Source organism: Paramicrobacterium humi, from assembly GCF_900105715.1.
GTDB classification, from domain to species: Bacteria; Actinomycetota; Actinomycetes; order Actinomycetales; family Microbacteriaceae; genus Paramicrobacterium; species Paramicrobacterium humi.
In genome coordinates this window covers 75,207-93,672 of the sequence record NZ_FNRY01000002.1, presented here as the reverse complement: position 1 = coordinate 93,672, position 18,466 = coordinate 75,207, and the positions used below count along the sequence as shown (strand labels likewise).

13 protein-coding genes are annotated in these 18,466 nt (G+C 68.9%); 6 read left to right on the top strand and 7 right to left on the bottom strand.

Annotated elements, in window-relative coordinates; genetic code table 11:
* The first annotated feature begins 30 nt into the window (after positions 1-30).
* Positions 31-1,380: a zinc-dependent metalloprotease gene (locus tag BLV49_RS15580; RefSeq protein WP_176980914.1), complete on the top strand. Its 1,350-nt coding sequence runs from the start codon at positions 31-33 to the stop codon at positions 1,378-1,380.
* Between the two features lie 742 nt (positions 1,381-2,122).
* Here the strand turns inward: BLV49_RS15580 and BLV49_RS15570 are convergent.
* Together BLV49_RS15570 and nudC are read right to left on the bottom strand one after the other, a co-directional pair.
* Positions 2,123-3,847 (bottom strand): ATP-dependent helicase, encoded by a 1,725-nt coding sequence (locus BLV49_RS15570; protein WP_091187602.1) that lies wholly within the window; start codon positions 3,845-3,847, stop codon positions 2,123-2,125.
* Complete coding sequence (nudC, locus tag BLV49_RS15565; RefSeq protein ID WP_245723739.1) at positions 3,847-4,758, bottom strand: NAD(+) diphosphatase; 912 nt, start codon at positions 4,756-4,758, stop codon at positions 3,847-3,849. Before nudC ends, BLV49_RS15570 begins: the two co-directional genes overlap by 1 nt.
* Before the next feature lie 69 nt (positions 4,759-4,827).
* On the opposite strand from nudC, the gene BLV49_RS15560 reads away from it, so the two are divergent.
* Positions 4,828-6,045: a phosphotransferase gene (locus BLV49_RS15560; RefSeq protein ID WP_091187598.1), complete on the top strand. Its 1,218-nt coding sequence runs from the start codon at positions 4,828-4,830 to the stop codon at positions 6,043-6,045.
* Here BLV49_RS15560 and BLV49_RS15555 read toward each other — a convergent pair.
* Together BLV49_RS15555 and BLV49_RS15550 are read right to left on the bottom strand one after the other, a co-directional pair.
* Positions 5,985-9,191: an ATP-dependent helicase gene (locus tag BLV49_RS15555; RefSeq protein ID WP_091187593.1), complete on the bottom strand. Its 3,207-nt coding sequence runs from the start codon at positions 9,189-9,191 to the stop codon at positions 5,985-5,987. The genes BLV49_RS15560 and BLV49_RS15555 overlap by 61 nt on opposite strands.
* The gene (locus tag BLV49_RS15550; RefSeq protein WP_245723738.1) at positions 9,188-12,340 is read right to left on the bottom strand and encodes a UrvD/REP family ATP-dependent DNA helicase; all 3,153 of its coding nucleotides are present in this window, start codon (positions 12,338-12,340) and stop codon (positions 9,188-9,190) included. Before BLV49_RS15550 ends, BLV49_RS15555 begins: the two co-directional genes overlap by 4 nt.
* A gap of 299 nt (positions 12,341-12,639) precedes the next feature.
* Between BLV49_RS15550 and BLV49_RS15545 the strand changes: the two genes are divergently transcribed.
* On the top strand, positions 12,640-12,864 hold the full coding sequence (locus BLV49_RS15545) for a DUF3107 domain-containing protein (RefSeq protein ID WP_091187588.1): 225 nt from the start codon (positions 12,640-12,642) through the stop codon (positions 12,862-12,864).
* A 9-nt stretch (positions 12,865-12,873) separates the two neighbouring features.
* Positions 12,874-13,161 carry a hypothetical protein gene (locus BLV49_RS15540; protein WP_091187585.1) on the top strand — a complete coding sequence of 96 codons (288 nt, stop codon included), beginning with the start codon at positions 12,874-12,876 and terminating at the stop codon, positions 13,159-13,161.
* Positions 13,162-13,311: 150 nt separating this feature from the next.
* Here BLV49_RS15540 and BLV49_RS16970 read toward each other — a convergent pair whose 3' ends face one another.
* On the bottom strand, positions 13,312-13,926 hold the full coding sequence (locus BLV49_RS16970; protein ID WP_091187582.1) for a winged helix-turn-helix domain-containing protein: 615 nt from the start codon (positions 13,924-13,926) through the stop codon (positions 13,312-13,314).
* Between the two features lie 69 nt (positions 13,927-13,995).
* Between BLV49_RS16970 and BLV49_RS15530 the strand changes: the two genes are divergently transcribed.
* On the top strand, positions 13,996-15,306 hold the full coding sequence (locus tag BLV49_RS15530; protein WP_091187580.1) for an MFS transporter: 1,311 nt from the start codon (positions 13,996-13,998) through the stop codon (positions 15,304-15,306).
* A 9-nt stretch (positions 15,307-15,315) separates the two neighbouring features.
* Here the strand turns inward: BLV49_RS15530 and BLV49_RS15525 are convergent, their stop codons facing one another.
* Positions 15,316-16,023 (bottom strand): ferritin-like fold-containing protein, encoded by a 708-nt coding sequence (locus tag BLV49_RS15525; protein ID WP_091187578.1) that lies wholly within the window; start codon positions 16,021-16,023, stop codon positions 15,316-15,318.
* A gap of 162 nt (positions 16,024-16,185) precedes the next feature.
* Between BLV49_RS15525 and BLV49_RS15520 the strand changes: the two genes are divergently transcribed.
* Positions 16,186-17,580, top strand: coding sequence for a DEAD/DEAH box helicase (locus BLV49_RS15520; RefSeq protein WP_176980913.1), 1,395 nt, complete (start codon positions 16,186-16,188; stop codon positions 17,578-17,580).
* Here the strand turns inward: BLV49_RS15520 and BLV49_RS15515 are convergent.
* The gene (locus BLV49_RS15515; RefSeq protein WP_091187574.1) at positions 17,577-18,461 is read right to left on the bottom strand and encodes a PHP domain-containing protein; all 885 of its coding nucleotides are present in this window, start codon (positions 18,459-18,461) and stop codon (positions 17,577-17,579) included. The two genes, BLV49_RS15520 and BLV49_RS15515, sit on opposite strands and share 4 nt — an antisense overlap.
* Positions 18,462-18,466: the final 5 nt, after the last annotated feature.

Below are 18,466 nucleotides of genomic sequence, written 5' to 3'. Positions count from 1 at the left end.
GACAAGAACCCCGACGACGAATTCCAGGACATGATCCGGGACATCCTCTCGGGCAAGTCCGGCGTCGACCCGAGTCAGCTCGCCGGCGCGGCGGGTCTGCCCTCCGATCCCGCCTCGCTTCAGGCGATGATGATGCAGTTCCAGAGGGCGATGCAGCAGAGCGGCGACGGCAGCGTGAACTGGGACGTTTCGCGCGACCAGGCGGTGACGATCGGCCGTAAGGACGCCATCGCGATCACGCCGGCGGAGCACGCGCAGTATGACCAGGCGTTCCACCTCGCCGAGCTGTGGCTCGCCGATGTGACGACCGTCGCCTCGCTCACCGCAACCGGGAGGCTCATGAGCCGCGCGGAATGGTCGAAGGCGACGATGCCGCTGTGGACGCAGCTCGCCGAGCCCGTCGCGACGAGCATCTCCGACGCCCTCACGAACGTGCTGAGCGAGCAGGCGCCCGAGCAGTTCAAGGACATGATCGGCCAGGCCACCCGCATGATCCGCGGGATCGGCGGGACCATGTTCGCGATGCAGCTCGGCCAGGTCGTCGGCCAGCTCTCGACAGAGGTCGTGTCGGGCGGCGACATCGGCATCCCCCTGCTCGACGACGAGGCCGCGCTCGTGCCGCAGAACGTCGCGGCGTTCGGCGAGGGCCTCGACATCCCGATGGACCAGGTGCAGCTCTACCTCGCCGTGCGCGAGCTCGCGCATGCCCGCCTGTTCCGCCAGGCCAAGTGGCTCAAGCTGCACTTCATCTCGTCGATAACGGCGTTCGCACGCGGCATCCACATCGACACCCACGTCATCGAGGATCTCGCCGAGAGCTTCGACCCGTCGAACACCGAGCAGCTGCGCGAGGCGATGACGAACGGCTCGCTCATCCCGCCGAAGACCGATGCCCAGCTCGCGGCGCTCGAACGCCTCGAGACGACGCTCGCTCTCGTCGAGGGCTGGGTCGACGTCGTCACGCACGATGCGACGCTTCGCCTGCCCAAGGCGGACGCCGTCGCCGAGACCGTGCGTCGCCGCCGTGCGACGGGCGGTCCCGCGGAGCAGGCGTTCGCGACCCTCGTCGGCCTCGAGCTGCGGCCCCGACGATTGCGAGACGCCGCTGCGATGTGGCGAAAGGTGACGGACGCCGTCGGCGTGGGTCAACGCGACGCCCTGTGGCAGCATCCCGACCTCGTGCCGACCACTGCCGACATCGACGACCCGGCCGGCCTCATCCAGCGTCTGGAGGCCGCCGCGCGCGGCGACGCTCCCGAACCGGATGAGATGGACGTCGCGCTCGAGGACCTGCTGCGCACGGCGGCGGAGCCGACCGACGACGAGCCGACCGACGAGGACGACAAGGACGAGGGAACGACACCTCCCCCGGCCGTCTGAGCCGGCGCGAGGCGGTCGCTGTGGATAACTCCGGCGGCCGCGCGCCGATTCAGGCACCATGGCGTCATGATTCTCCAGCTCGACCCGCGGTACCCGCTCGTGTGGCGCACGCCCACGCAAGTGCAGCTCGGTGTCGCGAGTCCGCGCGCGGTCGTCGAGGTCTCCCCCGCGCTCGAGCACATCCTCTATGCGATCCGCGCGGGAGTGCCTCGAGCCGCGCTCACCGTCATCGGCACCGAAGTGGGAGTCGACGACGCTCAGATCGACGCCTTCGTCGAGGCCGTGCGGCCGGCCCTGCGTTCGGCGACGGCGCCAGAGCGGCGCAGCACGCTCACGATCGAGGGAACCGGTCCGACGGCGGAGATCGTGCGGCGCGTGCACGGTGCCGACATCGCGGACGACGAGCGACCCGACATCGCGATTCTCATCGCGCACTTCGTCGTCGATCCCGTGACATCGGTGCGCTGGCTCAGCCGAGACGTTCCTCACCTTCCCGTGGTCTTCAGCGACGCGGGAGCCACGATCGGCCCGCTCGTGCGTCCCGGCGTCGGTCCGTGCCTGCACTGTCTCGACCGCGAGCGTGCCGACGAGGACCCGTCGTGGACGGCGATCGCGACGCAGCTTCTCGGCGTGCGCTCGACGCTCGACCGGGAGCCGTTCGCTACGGATGTCGCCGCGGTCGTCACGCGCGTGCTGCGCGAGAACGACCGCGCCGGCGAGGAGGCTGCCGCCGCCGTGAGCATCACCGTGTCGCCGAACGCACCCCAGTCCGTGCGCGTGCACCGGCCGCACCGGGACTGCGCATGCCGATCTCTTGCAGAAAGCGAGACCGCTCGCGAACCCGGCGCTGCCCTTCCTCAGCCCACGACAGCGTGAGCCGGGTGCGAGCTCGGGTGATGCCGACGTACAGCAGCCTGCGTTCCTCGTCGATCTGCTCGAAGCTCTTCGCGTAGCTGATCGGCACGAGGCCCTCGGCAAGTCCCGGCAGGTAGACCTCGTCCCACTCGAGGCCCTTCGCCGAGTGCAGCGTCGCGAGCGTCACGGCCTGCATCGTCGGCTCATGCTGACCGGCTTGGCGTTCGAGCAGCTCGTCGGTGAACTGCCGAAACGTCGTGCCGACCGGCACCTGGTCGACGAGCGCCATTATCGCGTTCAGCGATTCCCACTTCGAACGCACGGCGCCTTGCGCCTCGGGCGGCACCTGGCTCCAGCCGAGCGAGCGCAGCACGTCGCTCACGGATTTGAACAGCGGCTCACCGGAGATCGCGACCGAGGCCCCGCGAAGCGCGAGAACGGCCTGCTTGACCTCCGGCCGGTCGAAGAAGCGCGTCGATCCGCGCAAGTGATAGCTGATGCCGACGTCGGCGAGCGCGGTCTCGAGCGGCGCCGACTGCGCGTTCACGCGATACAGGATGGCGATCTCCTCGGGTTTCGCTCCCTGCTCGAGTCGCGTGAGTATCGATTGCGCGATGCCGCGGGCCTCCGCCATGTCATCGCGGTACTGCACGACATCGGGGTCGGATGCCGCTGCCCCGGCGTCGCCGCGGGCTGCGAGCAGCGTGAGCGCGCCCGGCCGATCGCGCATGAGCCGGTTCGCCGTCGCGACGATGCCGGACTCTGACCGGTAGTTGCGTTCGAGCCGCACCACGCGGCTCCCCTCGTACCGTTGGGGGAAGTCCAGCAAGTGCGCGGAATCGGCCCCCGCGAAGGAGAAGATCGTCTGGCTCGCGTCTCCCACGACGCACAGCTCCCGGCGGTCGCCGAGCCACAGGTCGAGCAAGTGCTGCTGCAGAGGCGACACGTCCTGGTACTCGTCGACGACGAAGAAGCGGTACTGCTCGCGCACTTGAAGCGCGACACGCGGCTCCTGCTCGAGCATTCCCGCGCAGACGAGGAGCACATCCTCGAAATCGAGTTGCCTGCGCTCGTCCTTGATGTCCTCGTATGCGCTCATCAACGCGACGGCCTGCTCGGCCGTGAGCGCGCCGGGCGGCGTCCGCCCCGCCGCGGCATACTGCTCGATGCTGCGGTTGGAGACCTTGCGCCACTCGATCTCGGCTGCGAGATCGCGCAGCGCGGCCGTATCGACCTTGAGCTTGAGCTTCTCTGCCGCATGCCCGAGCACGCGCGCCTTCGCCTCGATGAGTCGCGGCATGTCGCCGCCGACGACTTGCGGCCAGAAGTAGCCGAGCTGGCTCAGCGCTGCGGAGTGGAACGTCTTCGCCGGGACGTTTCCCGCTCCCAAGTGACGCAGTCGCCCGCGCAGCTCGGCGGCCGCGCGGTTCGTGAATGTGAGGGCGAGAACGCGGTTCGGCGCGTACGTTCCCGTGGCCACGCCGTGCGCTATGCGATGAGTGATGGCGCGCGTCTTGCCCGTTCCGGCTCCGGCAAGCACGCACAGCGGCCCGCGAAGGGTCTCGGCTACGACCCGCTGGTCGTCGTCGAGTCCGGCGAGCAGATCGGACATTACCGTCCGTCCCGCCAGTTCTGGATGATGGCGTGGGCGATCGAGCTCGTGCCGGGGAGCTGCACGTCGTCGCCGGGTTCGGCGATCTCGTCGCGGGTGAACCAGCGCACGTCGAGGATCTCCTCCCCGTCGGGGCGCGTGTCGGCGGCATCCTGTCCGGGGGCGAGTCGCGCTGAGAAGCCGAGCATGAGCGACTGCGGGAACGGCCACGGCTGTGAACCGAGGTACACGGGGTCGACGACGCGCACGCCCGCCTCTTCGAAGACCTCGCGCTCGACGGCTGCTTCGAGGGATTCTCCCGCTTCGACGAAGCCGGCGAACAGGGAGTAGCGCCCTTCGGGCCACATCGCGTTCGAGCCGAGCAGGATGCGCTCGTCGTCTTCGTCGGTGATGAGCACGATCACGGCGGGGTCGGTGCGCGGAAACAGCTCGGTGCCGCAGCTCACGCATTTGCGCATCCAGCCGGCGTGCTCGATCGAGGTCGTGTCTCCGCAGCGCGTGCAGCGTGTCGCCGAGCTGTGCCAGCCCGCGACGGCGACCGCCTCGACGGCGAGGCCGCCCTCGAGGTCATCGAGCAGGACCGCGGCGTCTCGCAGCGTACGCCAGTCGCCGCGCTCGCGCGGCGACGGCTCAGCGAGGACGACCGCGACGACGCGCGTTCCCGGCTCCAGCTGCCCGCCGTCGGTCACGATTCGGCCGAGGTAGGCGGCCGCGAGAAACTCCTCGGGGAGATCGTCGATGCCCCTGAAGACCAGGCGCCCGTCGTCAATCAGGAGCTGTCGGTCGGCGACGAACAGCAGTCGCGTCTCGGGATCTCGCAGCGTCTCGCCGAGAAAGTCCTCCTTCAGGCGGGCGTCGCCGTCGCGATCGAATTCTGTGCGGGCAAGCGGAAGGCTCCCCAGTGCGGGCATCGGACTCCTCGGCATCGGACGGGCGTGGCGCATGCGCCAGGCGGCGGTTCTCGACCTAACCTAGATGCCATGGCCAGGTCTCCTCTCACTCTAGCCGCGGTCGCGGCGTCGGCCCTGCCCGATACGTCGTTCGTCGGCAGCGGCCCTCTCGGCCACGGAGAGTCCGGCGAGTTCGACTCCGCCCTCCTGCTCGGCGACGACCAGTCCCAGTACGTGGTCCGGGTGCCGACGACGCAGCAAGCGGAGACCGACCAGTCGCGCGAGCTTCTCGTTCTGCAGTCGATGTCGGACGGCATCCGCAGCCGCCTCCCGTTCGACGTGCACCGCGTCATCGGCCAAGCCCCCGTCGATGGCTCTCGCGCGGTCGTCTACGACTACCTCTACGGGTACCAGGTGGAGGCGGCCGCGATTCCCGCCGGCGACGGTGTCGCCGCTTCCATCGGGGGCGCTCTCGCGGCCATCCACGGCCTGCCCAGCTCGTTCGTCTCGGAAGCGGGCCTTCCCGTGCAGAGCGCGTCCGACTGCCGGGAGGAAGCGCGGAACGTCATCGAGCGGGCAGCGGCGACCGGCATGCTTCCGGCGGCGGTCAAGAACCGCTGGCTCGAGGCCGCGGCCGACGAGGCGCTGTGGCGATTCCTGCCGACGGTCATCAACGGCTCCGTTGCGGCGGACTCGTTCCTGATCACCGACCACGAGGCGGGCCCGATCGTCACCGGCGTTCTCGGTTGGGGTTCGCTCAAGGTCTCCGACCCGGCACATGACCTGCACTGGCTGTCGGCGGCCGGCGAAGCGGCCGAGAGCGTTTTCGCGGGGTATGTCGCGGCCAGCCACCGGTCCCCCGATGCGCTCATCCGACAGCGATCGCTGCTGTATGCGGAGCTCGAGCTCGCGCGGTGGCTGCTGCACGGGCGCGACACTCACGATGAGGCGATCGTCGCCGACGCCGTCTCGATGCTGGACGGTCTCGTCGACAGCGTCCTCGGCAACCTCATGTCGCCGTTGTCCCCCGCGACCGGCCCGATCATGACGGTGTCCGACGTGCAGGACATGCTCGACAAGAATCCGACGCCTCCCCGCGCGCCGTCGTCGGCCATCTCGATGGACACCGACAGCTTCGACCGCTCAGAGTTCCTCTCAGAGTGGGACAAGGAGGCGAACGACGAGACGGACGTCGATGAAGCGCCAGCGTCTCAAGACGATCTGGCCACGGGGCCGATCGATCTGTCTCAGCTGGGAAGCACCGAGGACTCCCAGCGCGAGCGCAGCTCCTCCGCCGACGACAAGTGATCCGGGCGAATGACGAGATCGTCCGCCACGTAGTACAGGACAGCGTCGATCAGCTCGGGGTCGATGTCGCGCGCTTCCGCGTACGCGGCGCGGTACAGTGCTAACTGCAGCTGGCGCTCTTCCAGTTCCTCCGGGCTCTTCGGCGGCCGACCGGTCTTCCAGTCGACGATCTGGTAGCCGTCAGCGGTGCGGTACACGGCGTCGAGTTTGCAGATGATCACTTGGCCGGCGAGGACGAAGTTGATCTCCTCTTCGACCTCGATCGGCATGCGCGGTCCCCACTCGGACGCCTCGAACGTGCGCTTGAGAACCTCGAGCTGGTCGAGTTCCGCCTGCTCGGCGGGCAGGAGGGTTCCGCTCTCGTCGGATTCGATGTCGAGTTCGTCGAGCGAAGCGTCGAGCATCTCAGAGCCGCCGCGGATTCCCGCGCGCTCCTCGACCCAGCTGTGGAACAGAGTGCCGAGCCGCGTCTGACGATAGGGCTTCTCGGGCAGCGGGCGGCGTGCGCGAGCGGCGACGGCTGCAGGGTCGCTGACGAAGTCCTTGAAGCGCGAAGCGGGTACGCGGTGCGGCAGGTCGACCTGGGCTGTCGCATTCTGACGTCGCTCGCGTTCGGCGAGGAGCAGCGCGATCTCGTCGTCCCACGGCGTGGCGGCGTCCGGGTCGGCGCTCCGCACCCGCTCGGCGGCCGCGTGCACGGCCGCCTCGCGCGGCCCGAGCGGGTCGAGCGGCCACGGCACATGATCCACGTCGACGGCGAGCGGGTTCTCCTCCGCCAGGGGCTGCTCAGGAAGCTCGACGGGCTCCGTCGCCACTGCCGCGGCGACCTCACGCATGAAGACGCCCGGTCGGCGCGGACGCGACTGACTCGACCAGAACGATCCGGTCGCAAGAAGGGCGTCCTTTGCCCGGGTGACGGCGACATAGGCGAGTCGCCGCTGCTCTTCCGCGTTTCTCGACTCGAGCTCGGCGCCGAACGCCGCGTAAGCGCGCGCGAAGTCCTGCTGGTTCGCAGCACCACGCCACGCGAGCTGCGGCAGGTCCGCGCTGTCTCCGCGAAACTCATAGGGCAGCTCGCCGAACGCCGTCCATCCCCGTTTGCTGCGCAGCGTCGACGGCAGCTCGCCGTCAACCAGCCGCGGCACCGCGACCGCATCCCACTCGAGGCCCTTCGCGCCGTGGATCGTCAGGATCTGCACCGTGCCAGGCTCGGGGTCCTCGCTGCGGGGGCTGAGGTTCTCGCGCTTCTCGGCCTCGGCGAGCCACGCGAGGAAGGGCCCGAGAGCACCGCGCTCGTCGACGGCGAGGTACGCGGAGATCTGCTCGGAGAACGCTTCGATGCTCGAGGCTCCCAGCGCGTTTGTCGCGTTGGCGGCGACCTCGATGTCGAGCTGGAGTTCCTGGATGACGAGGTTGACGAGATCGTTGAGCGCGAGACCGGAGCGTCGACGCAGCTCGGCGAGGCTGCGCCCGCAGGCTTTCATGCGCTGCACGCCGACCGGTGTGATGTCTGCGAGAGCGCGGTGGTCCACGGGCGCCGTGACGAGGAAGTCGAGCGCATCGACGAGCGAGGCGCTGTCGTCGTCGGCTACCGACTCGCGGAGCAGCTGCCGTGTCTCGTCGGGGATGAGCTGCTGATGCACGTCGCGTTTCGCGAGCCACCGCGCCGTCTCACGCAGGCCCGCGATGTCCTTCGTGCCGATGCGCCACCTGGCGCCCGTGAGCAGCCGGATCAGTTCTGAACCCGCCGTCGGGTCGTTGAGAACGCGAAGCGCGCACACGAGGTCGACGATCACCGGCTGCTCGAGCAGACCGGCGAGGCCGAGCACGTGGTACGGCACGCCGCGCCGCTCGAGCGCGTCGGTGAACGGCCGAACGGTCTTGAGGGAGCGGCACAAGAGCGCGGCGGACCGTCCGGGCCGCTCGAGCTGCGCGGCGAGCCAGAGCGCCGTCGTGTCCGCTTCGTCGACGATGGTCTCAGCGACGTCGACGTCGACGCGTCCGTCGCCGGCGAACGAGGCCGGAGACAGTCGTTTGACGGCGACGCCGGGGAGTGCGGGAAGCGGGCGGACGAGGGCGTTGGCGGCGTCGAGGACGAGGCGCGGGTTTCGCCAGCTCGTCGACAGCGAGTAGCCGTCGGCGTGTCCGCCGCCGAAATCGGCGGAGAACCGGGCGAGGTTCGACGCGCTCGCGCCACGCCAGCCGTAGATCGACTGGTTCGGGTCGCCGACAGCCATGACGCCGTGCCCGGCGAACAATCGGGCGAGCAGCTCCGTCTGCACGACGGAGGTGTCCTGGTACTCGTCGAGGATGACGACCTTGTAGCGCTCCTGGTATTCCGCCGGCACGCGCTCGATGCGCCGGCAGATCTCGAGCGCGAGCGACACCTGGTCGCTGAACTCGATGAGCCCACGTCGGCGCTTCTCGGCGTCGAAGCGCTGCGCGTGCTCAACGAGAGTCGGCAGCGCCCCGAGTTCGGCGCACGCCTTCTCGAGATCCGGGTCGGGGCGGCGCTTGCGTGTCGTGTCATCGTTGATGGGCAGCTCCAGCAGCGCGGGAAACTGCTCGCACAGCCGTTCGATCTCGTCGCGGCGATGCGCTGCGTCGTTGTCGCTGAGCGCGTGCGCGAGGCGCACGACAGCGGAGGTGATCTGGTCGACGCTCTTGTCGAGCCCGCTGAGACGATCGTCATCGCTCGAGACGATGATCTCCCGCGCCAGCGTCCAGGCCGAGGCTTCGGTGATGACGGTGACGTCGGGTTCGCGCCCGATGAGGCGGCCATACTCACGGAACAGGGAGGCGGCGAACGCGTTGTAGGTCGAGATCGTCGGCGTCTCGAGCACGTCCACGTCTCCGCCGTCGGCGTCGTCGAGGCGCCGCAGCTGCGCGACGCGCTCTCTCACCCGGCTGGCGAGCTCACCCGCTGCCTTGCGGGTGAAGGTGAGCCCGAGCACTTGGGACACGGTGATGTGCTCGTTGGCGAGCAGCCATACGATGCGGTTCGCCATCGTCTCGGTCTTGCCGCTCCCGGCGCCTGCCACCACGAGGGCCGGCTGGAGCGGCGCCTCGATGACGGCGACCTGCTCCTCGGTCGGCGCGGGCAGCCCGAGTCGTGCCGCGATCTCACGGGCGGTGTAGCGGGTCATGCGGACACCGCTGCGATCAGGTGGATGCGGTAGGCGAAGCCCGCCGCGGGATCGCGTTCGTCGAGGTCGACAGCGCCGGGGAACACAGCGGCGGCCATGCCGGTACCGACCTCGGCGAGTCGCTTCGTGAACGCGTCGAGCGTTTCCGCGTCTGCCGGTTCCTGCTGCTTGAGGCGATACCGTTTGCCGCGCACTCCGCTCGAGACGAACAGCAGCGCGGCCCCTCCGTTCGGGTTGCCGGCGGCATCCGGAATCGCCCCGTGTGTGAGCGCGAGCTGGTACGCGGCGAGCTGCGCGTGAGTGACGATGTCCGCGTCGCTCGGAATCGTCTTCCCCGTCTTGAGGTCGATGATCACGACGCTGCCGTCCTCACGCAGTTCGACGCGATCGATCGACCCGGTCAGCCGTACTTTTCCCGCGTCGATGCTGAAACGACCCTCGGAGCTCAGCACGCGGGCGCCTCCCCGCTTCGCGTCGATGAGGTAGTCGGAGAGCGCGTCGACGAGTTCCCTGGCGCGTCGGCGCTGCGCATCGCCGATCCACGGGGCATCGAACTGCAGCTCGCCCCACCGAGCGTCGACATCGGCCCATAGCGCCGCGGAGCCGAGTCGTTCGATGGTCTGCTCCTCGTGCGGCAGCAGGCCGGCCTTCTCCATCGCGGCATGGATGACCGTGCCGATTCCGGCGATGACGCCGGACGGCGCCGCGGCCATCGTGTCGACGAACCACACGAGTGGCGACTTCTCGAATGTCTCGAGCTTCGACGGGGACACGTGCACGAAGCTCTCGTCGTCGTCGAGATCGACGAGCGGCGCGAGCGTCGACGGCTCACGCGTGCCGTACCAGTCGCGAGGGTGCGCTCCCGCGACGCCTGCTTCCGCGAGTCGGGAGAGGGCGGATGCGGCGTCGCGACGCTCGTGGTCGTCGGCACTGTGCGTCGCCACACGCCGCAGCTGCCCGGTCAGGCCCCGCAGCGTGAACGCGTGGCGTCCCTCGGCGGGGTTCCTCAGCGGAGCATCCGCGATGCCGCGGAATCGGAGGAACACCGATGGCTGCTCGTCGTCCGTCACGGTCGCGCTCACCACGACCTGGCGGCGCGCACGCGACACCGTGAGGGCGAACATGCGCAGCTCGTCGCCGAGCACTTCGGCACGGGCGTCGATGTCGGCGACGGGAAGCCCGGCGAGCACAGTGCTGAACTGCTGCGGGTAGAGCAGAGAGCCGCGCAGCTGGGGATTCGGCCATGCGCCGTCCTGTAGGTGCGCGGCGACGACGATGTCCACTTCGGTGCCGATCACCGAGTTCGGCGTCCCCACCCACACGGCGTCGGCGGCCGCCTGCGGAGTGAGCGAGTCCTCCGCGACCTCGGCGGCGAACACCTCGTTGAGGAACCCGCTCGCCGCGTTGGCGGGATCCCGCTCGACGTACCGCTTCGCCGCGGTGAACAGCGCCATCACCGCGTCGAGGTGCCGGTTGGCTTCCTCTGCCGCGAGACCGGTGCCGAGCGCCTGGCTGCCCCACGTGTCGGCGAGCGAGCTTGCCGACCAGATCTCCCACAGCACCTCTTCGATGCTGCCGCCCGCCGAGGCGAGAGCCGCCGCGGCGTCGAGCGTTCTCGCGAAGCGGCCGGCGCGGCGCGCCGCGGCCGAGTCGATGCTCGCGAAGCCGTTGGGGTGCCCGAAGGCATCGACGAGAAGCTGCGCGGGAGTCGACGTTCCCCCGCCGGCGATGTCCTCGTGCCGCAGCGCGCGCTTCAGCCGCCGGAGCGCGACGGTGTCGAGACCGCACAGCGGCCCGGTCGCGAGCGACTCGATGAGTTCGGAGGTCATCGCGGTGTACCCGGTCGCGATCGCGGCTGCATCGATGAGCTGTCGCGAGGCGTACGCGTCGCGAATGCTCGTCGCTCCGACGGGGGTGCTCGTGGGAACTTCCGCGAGCGCGAGCGCCTTCGACACTGCGGGCACGAGTGCGCCCGAACGCACGACGACGGCCATGCGTGACCAGGGAATGTCGCGGAAGAGATGGTGCTCGCGCAGCACGCGCGCGATCTGCCGATACTCGGCGGCAGGCGACGAGGCCTCGATGCGCACGACGGGCGGCACATCGCTCTCGTCGAGGTCGCTGGCCGCGGCGGCGGCACGGTGCGCGACGCTCGCTGCCGCTCCCACGCGATCGGTCACTTCGCGCACGATAGATCGGATGCCGGGACCGCCCCGGTGGACACGGTCAAGGGTCAGCTGCCGAACGGGAACGCCGAGACGATCGCTGAGGGAGCCGAGAGCGCCGAGGTCCGAGCCGCGGAACGTCGATACCGCGACGTCGGCGTCGCCGAACACGGCGATCTCGACGCCGCGCTCGGCGAGCGCGCGCAGCAGCCGGAACAGTCCGGGGCCGAACTCCTGCACGTCGTCGACGGCGACGAGGCGCAAGCCCGTCTGGTAGGTGCCATCGGTGACGACGCGCACCGCCTCGGCAAGCAGTTCGGAAGAGTCGCGGTAGGAGGCGGCGAAGTGGTCGAGCACTTCGCCGTACTCGTCGATGAGCGCGGCGGCCGCTCGCCACTCGGGGCGGTCGTGCTCGTCGCCGAGGCGCCGGAGCGTTGCGGTGGACACGCCCGATTCGACGCAGCGCATCATGAGCTCGCGGAACTCGGTGCGGAATCCCTGAAGCTCCCGCACGTCAGGGCCGAGAGTGTCGGGCCAGTTCGGCCCCGACCCGTCTTCGAGGTGCCCCTCGAGCAGTTCCGCGATCACCCGGTCCTGCTCGGCGCCCGTGAGCAGTCGCGGTGGCTCCCCGCTGCGCACGGCCGCGGCCTGCTGCACGATGTGGAATGCGACGCTGTTCGCCGTGCGCGCGAGCGGGCCGTCGGTCGGCACGCCCACTCGAAGGGCGAGCCGGTCGCGAAGCTTCGTCGCGCCGAGGCGTGAGGGGACGATCGCGAGAACCTCGCGCGTCGCATAGCCCCGGTTCGATATTCGCTCGGCGAGGAGCTCGACGAGCGTTGTCGTCTTCCCCGAGCCGGGAGCGCCGAACACGGCGCAGCTCTCCCCGGAGGGGCGCTCGAGCACCGTCGCCTGTGCGGGATCGAGCTCAGCGGCATCCGTCCATCGCGCTGAGTGCTGCTGCTGAACGAAGGCGGTGGAAGTCACAATTCCACGCTAGCGGCGGCGGCTGACATCGCCCGTCGCGCACGCCGTCGCGGCGGCACGTGCCCGCGGCGAACGGCACCGCGAGATGCGTCCCGCGGAAGGGACGACGGAAGGCGTACTCTCCCCAGCCCCTTGTGATGCCGCCGGCCTCGCCACCGTCCCCTCGCCGCTCTGCTCGACGCGCTGTGACCTGCTGCTCGCGCCTCGGCGGATCGGTGTTCGCTCTGGGCGGCACGGCGCGTTCGCCGGGCGCCGCAGGGGTGCCGTAGTGTTGCTGTATCAGAGCGAAAGGGACATTCGTGGACATCCGCATCGGCATCACCAACAGCCCCCGTGAGATCAACCTCTCGACCGACTCGAAGATCGACGAGGTCAAGAAGATCATCGGCGATGCGCTCTCCGCCAAGGACCCGTTCTTCGAGCTCTCCGACGACAAGGGCAACATCTTCCTCGTGCCGACGGAGGGCGTCGCGTACGTCGAGCTCGGAAACGAAGAGTCCCGCCGCGTCGGCTTCGTCGCATAGGTTCAGCGCATGGAGCTGCTCTTCATCATGCTGTTCGGCGTATGCGTCGGTCTCGCCGCGCGCTACGCTCTGCCCTGGCGGGCGCAGCACGGCAGCATGCTGATTCCCGCGCTCGGCGGCATCGTCTCCGCGATCGTGTGGCTCGCCCTGACCTGGCTCGGCTGGGCGTGGGACGGCGGCTGGATCTGGGTCGTCACTCTCGCGGTTACCGCCATCGTGTGCGTCGCCGTCGACCTCGTGCTCGGCTCGAGCCGTAACAAGGCGGATGCCGCGACGCTCCGCGCGCTCGGCGCCTGACGCGCTCAGGCCGAGAGGCCGACAAGCGCTCGCATTCGGCCGCGTGGCGGCATCGTTTCCGCCCGCCAGGCGTCACGGTGAACGGCTGAGGCTCCGGAGCGGGAGCTAGACGACAGCTCGTGACGGTCTGCAACGCGGAACGACGCAGCGTCACGCGGGATCGTCGGCAACGGATGAGCCGAGGTCGTGCACCTCCTGAACGGGTGACGGCTGCTCGCAGACGCGGGGGTTGCCCACGAATGCGGCCGTGAAGTGAAGAACTCTGTCGGGGTCGTGCGGGTGCTCGATGGCCGCCTTCGACCCCCGCTCGCGCCACTTCTCGAACACGGCCATCACCTCCTCCGCCATCGTCAGCGCCTCGTCCCGGGTGAGGACCGCGGCGCCCAGGTACTGAGTGCGCGCAGCGTGAGGGTCCCGCGGCAGGGTCTCGTCCAGGAGGCCTTTCACCCAATCCAGTCGCTCGGCGAGGAGCGCATTGGTCGCGATATCCGCCTGGGGAAAGTGCACGCCCTCCGGGTGCGTCATCCCCCACACCCGATCTCTGCTGTCGCGCGCCTGCTCCGGCTTCTCCTCGATCAATCCGGCTCTCGCGAGGCTGCGCAAGTGGAAGCTCACGGAATTCGCTGGTTCACCGCAGATCTTGGCGAGGTCGGTGGCGCGCAAGTAGTCGCGGGCGGCCAGTTCCCACATGATTCGCTGGCGAAGCGGATGCGCGAGCGCCCTCAGCGTCGCCGGGTCCGTCACGGCGTACGGCTGTTCGTTCACACCGGAAGTCTACCCAAATAAGCAATCTTTATTGCGCAATTGTTATTGCGCAATAGTTGTTGCGCTTTTATGCTTGCGATCACCATGAATACGGTCAATCCTTCTCTTGCGGGCCACAGCGACGCCGCATCGAGCCTGTGGCGAAACGCGCCCTACCTGTTGCTGATGACCGGCAAGACAAGCCAGCTCGTCGGCAATGGGACGGCGGTCTTCGCCGTTCCCCTGATCGCATTCGGAATAACAGGGTCCGTCCTCGGGTCGGGCATCATCGGGGCGATCAGCGAGGCGGGATTGCTCCTAGCCATCCTGCCCGCCGGAGTCGTCGCCGATCGCGTGGACCGCCGTCGACTGCTGCTCACCTGCTCAGCGATCGGTTTGATCGTCTGGCTGAGCCTCTGGCTTGCTGAGGCCACTGGCATGCTCACGGCGGCAGAGCTGGCCGCGGGGCTCCTTGTCGCCGCGGCTGTGTCGGCGTTCTACGCACCGACGGAAAGCGCAGGCATTCGCTACGTGGTGTCGTCCGAACAGCTGGGCACCGCAATGGCGGCGATGCAGGGCCGCGGAGCAGTCGCGAGTCTCGTCTCCGGCCCGCTCGGCGGCCTGCTGTACGGCCTCTCCCGCGCACTTCCGTTCCTGGGCAGCGCCATCGGCTACCTGCTGGCGGGCGTGACGACTCTGCTTGTGCGGGTTCCGTTGAACGACCGCCGTTCGCACGAGCGCCGAGTGGGAGCGGTCGCCTCCCTCGTCGACGGATTCCGATTCGTGACGGCAGTGCCGATCATCCGCACCGCCATCGGCGTGGTCGCGCTCCTCAACCTTGCGTTCGGCGGCACCTTCGTTTCGATCAACCTGCATTTGGTGGCGATCCACACGGCTCCGCTGCTGATCGCTCTTGTCGATGTGGCTGCCGGGGTCGCCATGCTGATCGGCTCGATCGTCGCGCCTTCTCTGGTCAAACGGTTCCCGAGTGGCCCGCTCGCGATCGTCTGCCTGGCTCCCTCTGTGCTGGGCTGCTTCGGGCTCGCACTCTCGAACGAGTACGCCCAGTTCGTGCTTTTGGCCTTCGCGATGTCGCTTTTCATCGCGCCGGCGAACGCGGGCCTGCTCGGCTATATGAGCGCGATCACGCCGCAGAACATGCAGGCGCGGATGAATTCAGTGCTGTCGCTGTCGTCGATTGCCGTGGCGCCACTGGCGCCGCTGCTCGGCGGCGTCTTTCTCAGCATCGTCGGCCTGGGGTGGTCAGTCGCCGTGTTCGCCGCAATGATGCTCATCGGCTTCGTGATGTTCGCTGCCAATCGCGCCGTGCGGCGGGTTGGACTGCCTGACAGCTGGGAGGCTGACCTGGTCGAGTGGCCGCCGGCCGATCACGCGTCGTAGCCGCGAAGCTCAGGCCGTGAGGCCGAGTGAGTCCATCCGCCGTGTGTGGGCGGCGATGAGCTCGGTGAAGGCCGGCTCGATGCGCTCGTCGCTCTCGCCGTTCTCACTTGGCACGACCCGGTGCGCGAGCAGGAGCGTGTCGCCGACGAGCCGCCGCCCCCAGAGGGCGAGCATCGCCGCGATCCCCGGTTCGGCGGCGATGCGGTCTTGGAGGTGCTGGCGCAGCACGTCGCGCTCGTTATCGGCCGCGAGAATCGCGATCACGCGCCGAGCGAGGTCCGCGGGAAGACTCGAGGCGAGGCCGAGGAAGAGGTCGTCGAGGAGCCCGGCGGTCAAGTACGCCGCAAGGGCGCGCTCCTCGAGCGTGTGCCCCGCCGTGGCCGTGCGGAATTCGCGCACGACCTCGCGCGGCGCCGCCATAGACATGCCCGGGTCCTCCTCCCTTCGCCGGATCTCCTCCGCGAGGGCCTCGTACTTGCGCAGCGCGACGCCCGCTGCCGACGCGACCCGCGGCGACACCTCCAGGTCGTCGAGTCGCGCGGCCAGGTCGGACAGCATTTCGAAGACGCTCAGCTGCAGATAGGCGACTTGCCCGAGGTATGTGCTCGTGTCGGGGTTCAGATCGGTGAATTCGACGCGGACAGCATCCGTCTCGCCTCGTCCCCGAAGGTGAGGAGCCTCAGTGAGCGTGCCGCGCCGTCGGAACCGAAAAACCACGCGTCCAGCTTACGCGATGCACTGTCGGCTAAGCTCGTGGGGAGCCCGGCGTCGGATCGGGCGACTACGCCTCAGTGTGAGAAACAGGCGTAGACCATTTTTCAGGCACTGACAGGCAGCTATTACCTCGTGACATTTGCAGATCTCGGGGTCGACCAGGACATGGTCGACGCCCTCGCACAGAAGAACATCACCGAACCCTTCCCCATCCAGGAGCAGACGATTCCGCTCGCGCTCACGGGGCAGGACATCATCGGGCAGGCCAAGACCGGAACGGGCAAGACGCTCGGCTTCGGGCTTCCCCTGCTGCAGCGCATCGGCGTCGACCCGGGCCCCGGAGTGCGCGCCCTCATCGTCGTGCCGACGCGTGAGCTCGCGACGCAGGTCGCGGAGGACATCGAGGTCGCGGCATCCAATCGCAAGATCTCGGTCGCCATGATCTACGGCGGCAAGGCCTATGAGGGCCAGATCGATCAGCTGCAGGCCGGAGCCCAAGTCGTCGTCGGCACGCCCGGCCGGCTCATCGACCTCATCAACAAGCGCATCCTCGATCTCTCGCACGTGCAGGAGATGGTGCTCGACGAGGCCGACAAGATGCTCGACCTCGGCTTCCTCAGCGACATCGAGAAGCTGTTCTCGAAGGCCCCCGCGGTGCGGCACACGATGCTGTTCTCGGCCACGATGCCTGGACCCATCGTCGCCCTCGCGCGCCGCTTCATGTCGCGCCCCATCCACATTCGCGCGAGCGCGCCGGACGAGGGGCTCACGCAAGCGAACATCAAGCACGTCATCTACCGGGCGCACGCACTCGACAAGGACGAGGTCATCTCTCGCATCCTGCAGGCGAACGGCCGCGGCAAGACGATCATCTTCATGCGCACGAAGCGCGCGGCGGCGAAGCTGCTCGAGGAGCTGCGCGACCGCGGCTTCCCCGCCGTCGCCGTGCACGGTGACTTGAACCAGGAGCAGCGCGAACGCGCCATGTCCGCGTTCAAGGCGGGCAAGAAGGAGATCATGATCGCGACCGATGTCGCCGCTCGCGGCATCGACGTCAACGACGTCACGCACGTGATCAACCACACGATCCCCGACGACCCCGAGACGTACCTGCACCGCGCCGGCCGCACCGGTCGCGCGGGAAAGACCGGAATCGCGGTGACGTTCGTCGACTGGGAGGACCTGCACAAGTGGGCCCTCATCAACCGCACCCTCGAGTTCGGGCAGCCGGAACCGGTCGAGACGTATTCCTCGAGCGAACACCTGTTCACCGACCTCGACATTCCCGCCGGAACGAAGGGCCGCATCGTCGCCCCGAAGCCGGAGATCGCGCCGAGCGAGCACCGTACAAGCGAGGGGCAGCCGCGCACGCGCAGCCGCAACCGCCGCCGCACTCGTGGGGGCGCATCGCGTCCGCAGGGCTCCTCCCCCGCCGCCGAGAAGACCTCGCCCGAGAGCGCTCCCGGAACGGGAACGCACGACGGTCAGGGACCCGGACACAGTGACGGCAACAGCGCTCCGCGCCGCCGCAACCGCCGCCGGACGCCGCGCGCCGACTAGGGCGACGCGGCCGGGTTCTCCGGAACCACCGGCTGCCAGCCGCTCGCCTCGGCGATGATGCGCTCGACCACCTCGGGGGCCGTCGTGTTCTCGCCGAGCTGGTTGGGTTTCCCCTCGCCGTGGTAGTCGCTTGAGCCCGTCACGGCGAGGTCGAATCGCTCCGCGAGCTCGCGCAGCCGGCGCTTGCCGTCTGCCGTGTTCTCGCGGTGCTCCACCTCGAGGCCGAACAGGCCCGCACCGGCCAGCGACTTCACATAGTCGGCGGTGAGCACGTGCGCGCGCCCCCGCGTCGCGGGGTGCGCGACGACCGGGATTCCGCCTGCCGCCCGCACGAGCGCGACGGCGGTGAGCGGATCCGGCGCGTAGTGCGGCATCACATAGCCCCGGGAGGGGTGCAGGATGCCGGCGAACGCAGCGCTGCGGTCGGGCACGATGCCCAAGTGCACGAGCGCGTCCGCGATATGGGGACGACCAACGGTCGCCCCATCACGCGTCTGGGCGAGAACGTCATCCCAGCTGAGCGGATAGTCGCGCGCGAGGTTGTCGACGATGCGCTCGGCGCGGGTCAACCGCGACTCCCTGATGCGCGCCGTCTCGTCCATGAGCGCACGATCGCTCGGGTCGAACAGGTAGGCGAGAAGATGCACGCTCTTGTGCCCGTACCGGGTGCTGAGCTCCATGCCGGGGATCAGTGCGATGCCGGCCTCGAGTGCTGCCTGGGAGGCCTCCTCCCATCCCGCCGTCGAATCGTGGTCTGTGAGCGCGATCGTGCCCAGTCCCGCTCGCGCCGCCGCGCGTACGAGCTCAGCAGGCTGCTCCGTTCCGTCCGACACCGCGGAATGCGCGTGCAGATCGGCAGGACCGCGAACGGAGGCACTCATACCGT

Coding starts and splice junctions, on each gene's coding strand:
- BLV49_RS15515 (WP_091187574.1), bottom strand. CDS start 18,461: ATGAGTGCCTCCGTTCGCGGTCCTGCCGATCTGCACGCGCATTCCGCG.
- BLV49_RS15520 (WP_176980913.1), top strand. CDS start 16,186: ATGGTCGACGCCCTCGCACAGAAGAACATCACCGAACCCTTCCCCATC.
- BLV49_RS15560 (WP_091187598.1), top strand. CDS start 4,828: ATGGCCAGGTCTCCTCTCACTCTAGCCGCGGTCGCGGCGTCGGCCCTG.
- BLV49_RS15570 (WP_091187602.1), bottom strand. CDS start 3,847: ATGTCCGATCTGCTCGCCGGACTCGACGACGACCAGCGGGTCGTAGCC.
- BLV49_RS15530 (WP_091187580.1), top strand. CDS start 13,996: ATGCTTGCGATCACCATGAATACGGTCAATCCTTCTCTTGCGGGCCAC.
- nudC (WP_245723739.1), bottom strand. CDS start 4,758: ATGCCCGCACTGGGGAGCCTTCCGCTTGCCCGCACAGAATTCGATCGC.
- BLV49_RS15540 (WP_091187585.1), top strand. CDS start 12,874: ATGGAGCTGCTCTTCATCATGCTGTTCGGCGTATGCGTCGGTCTCGCC.
- BLV49_RS15555 (WP_091187593.1), bottom strand. CDS start 9,191: ATGACCCGCTACACCGCCCGTGAGATCGCGGCACGACTCGGGCTGCCC.
- BLV49_RS15580 (WP_176980914.1), top strand. CDS start 31: ATGATCCGGGACATCCTCTCGGGCAAGTCCGGCGTCGACCCGAGTCAG.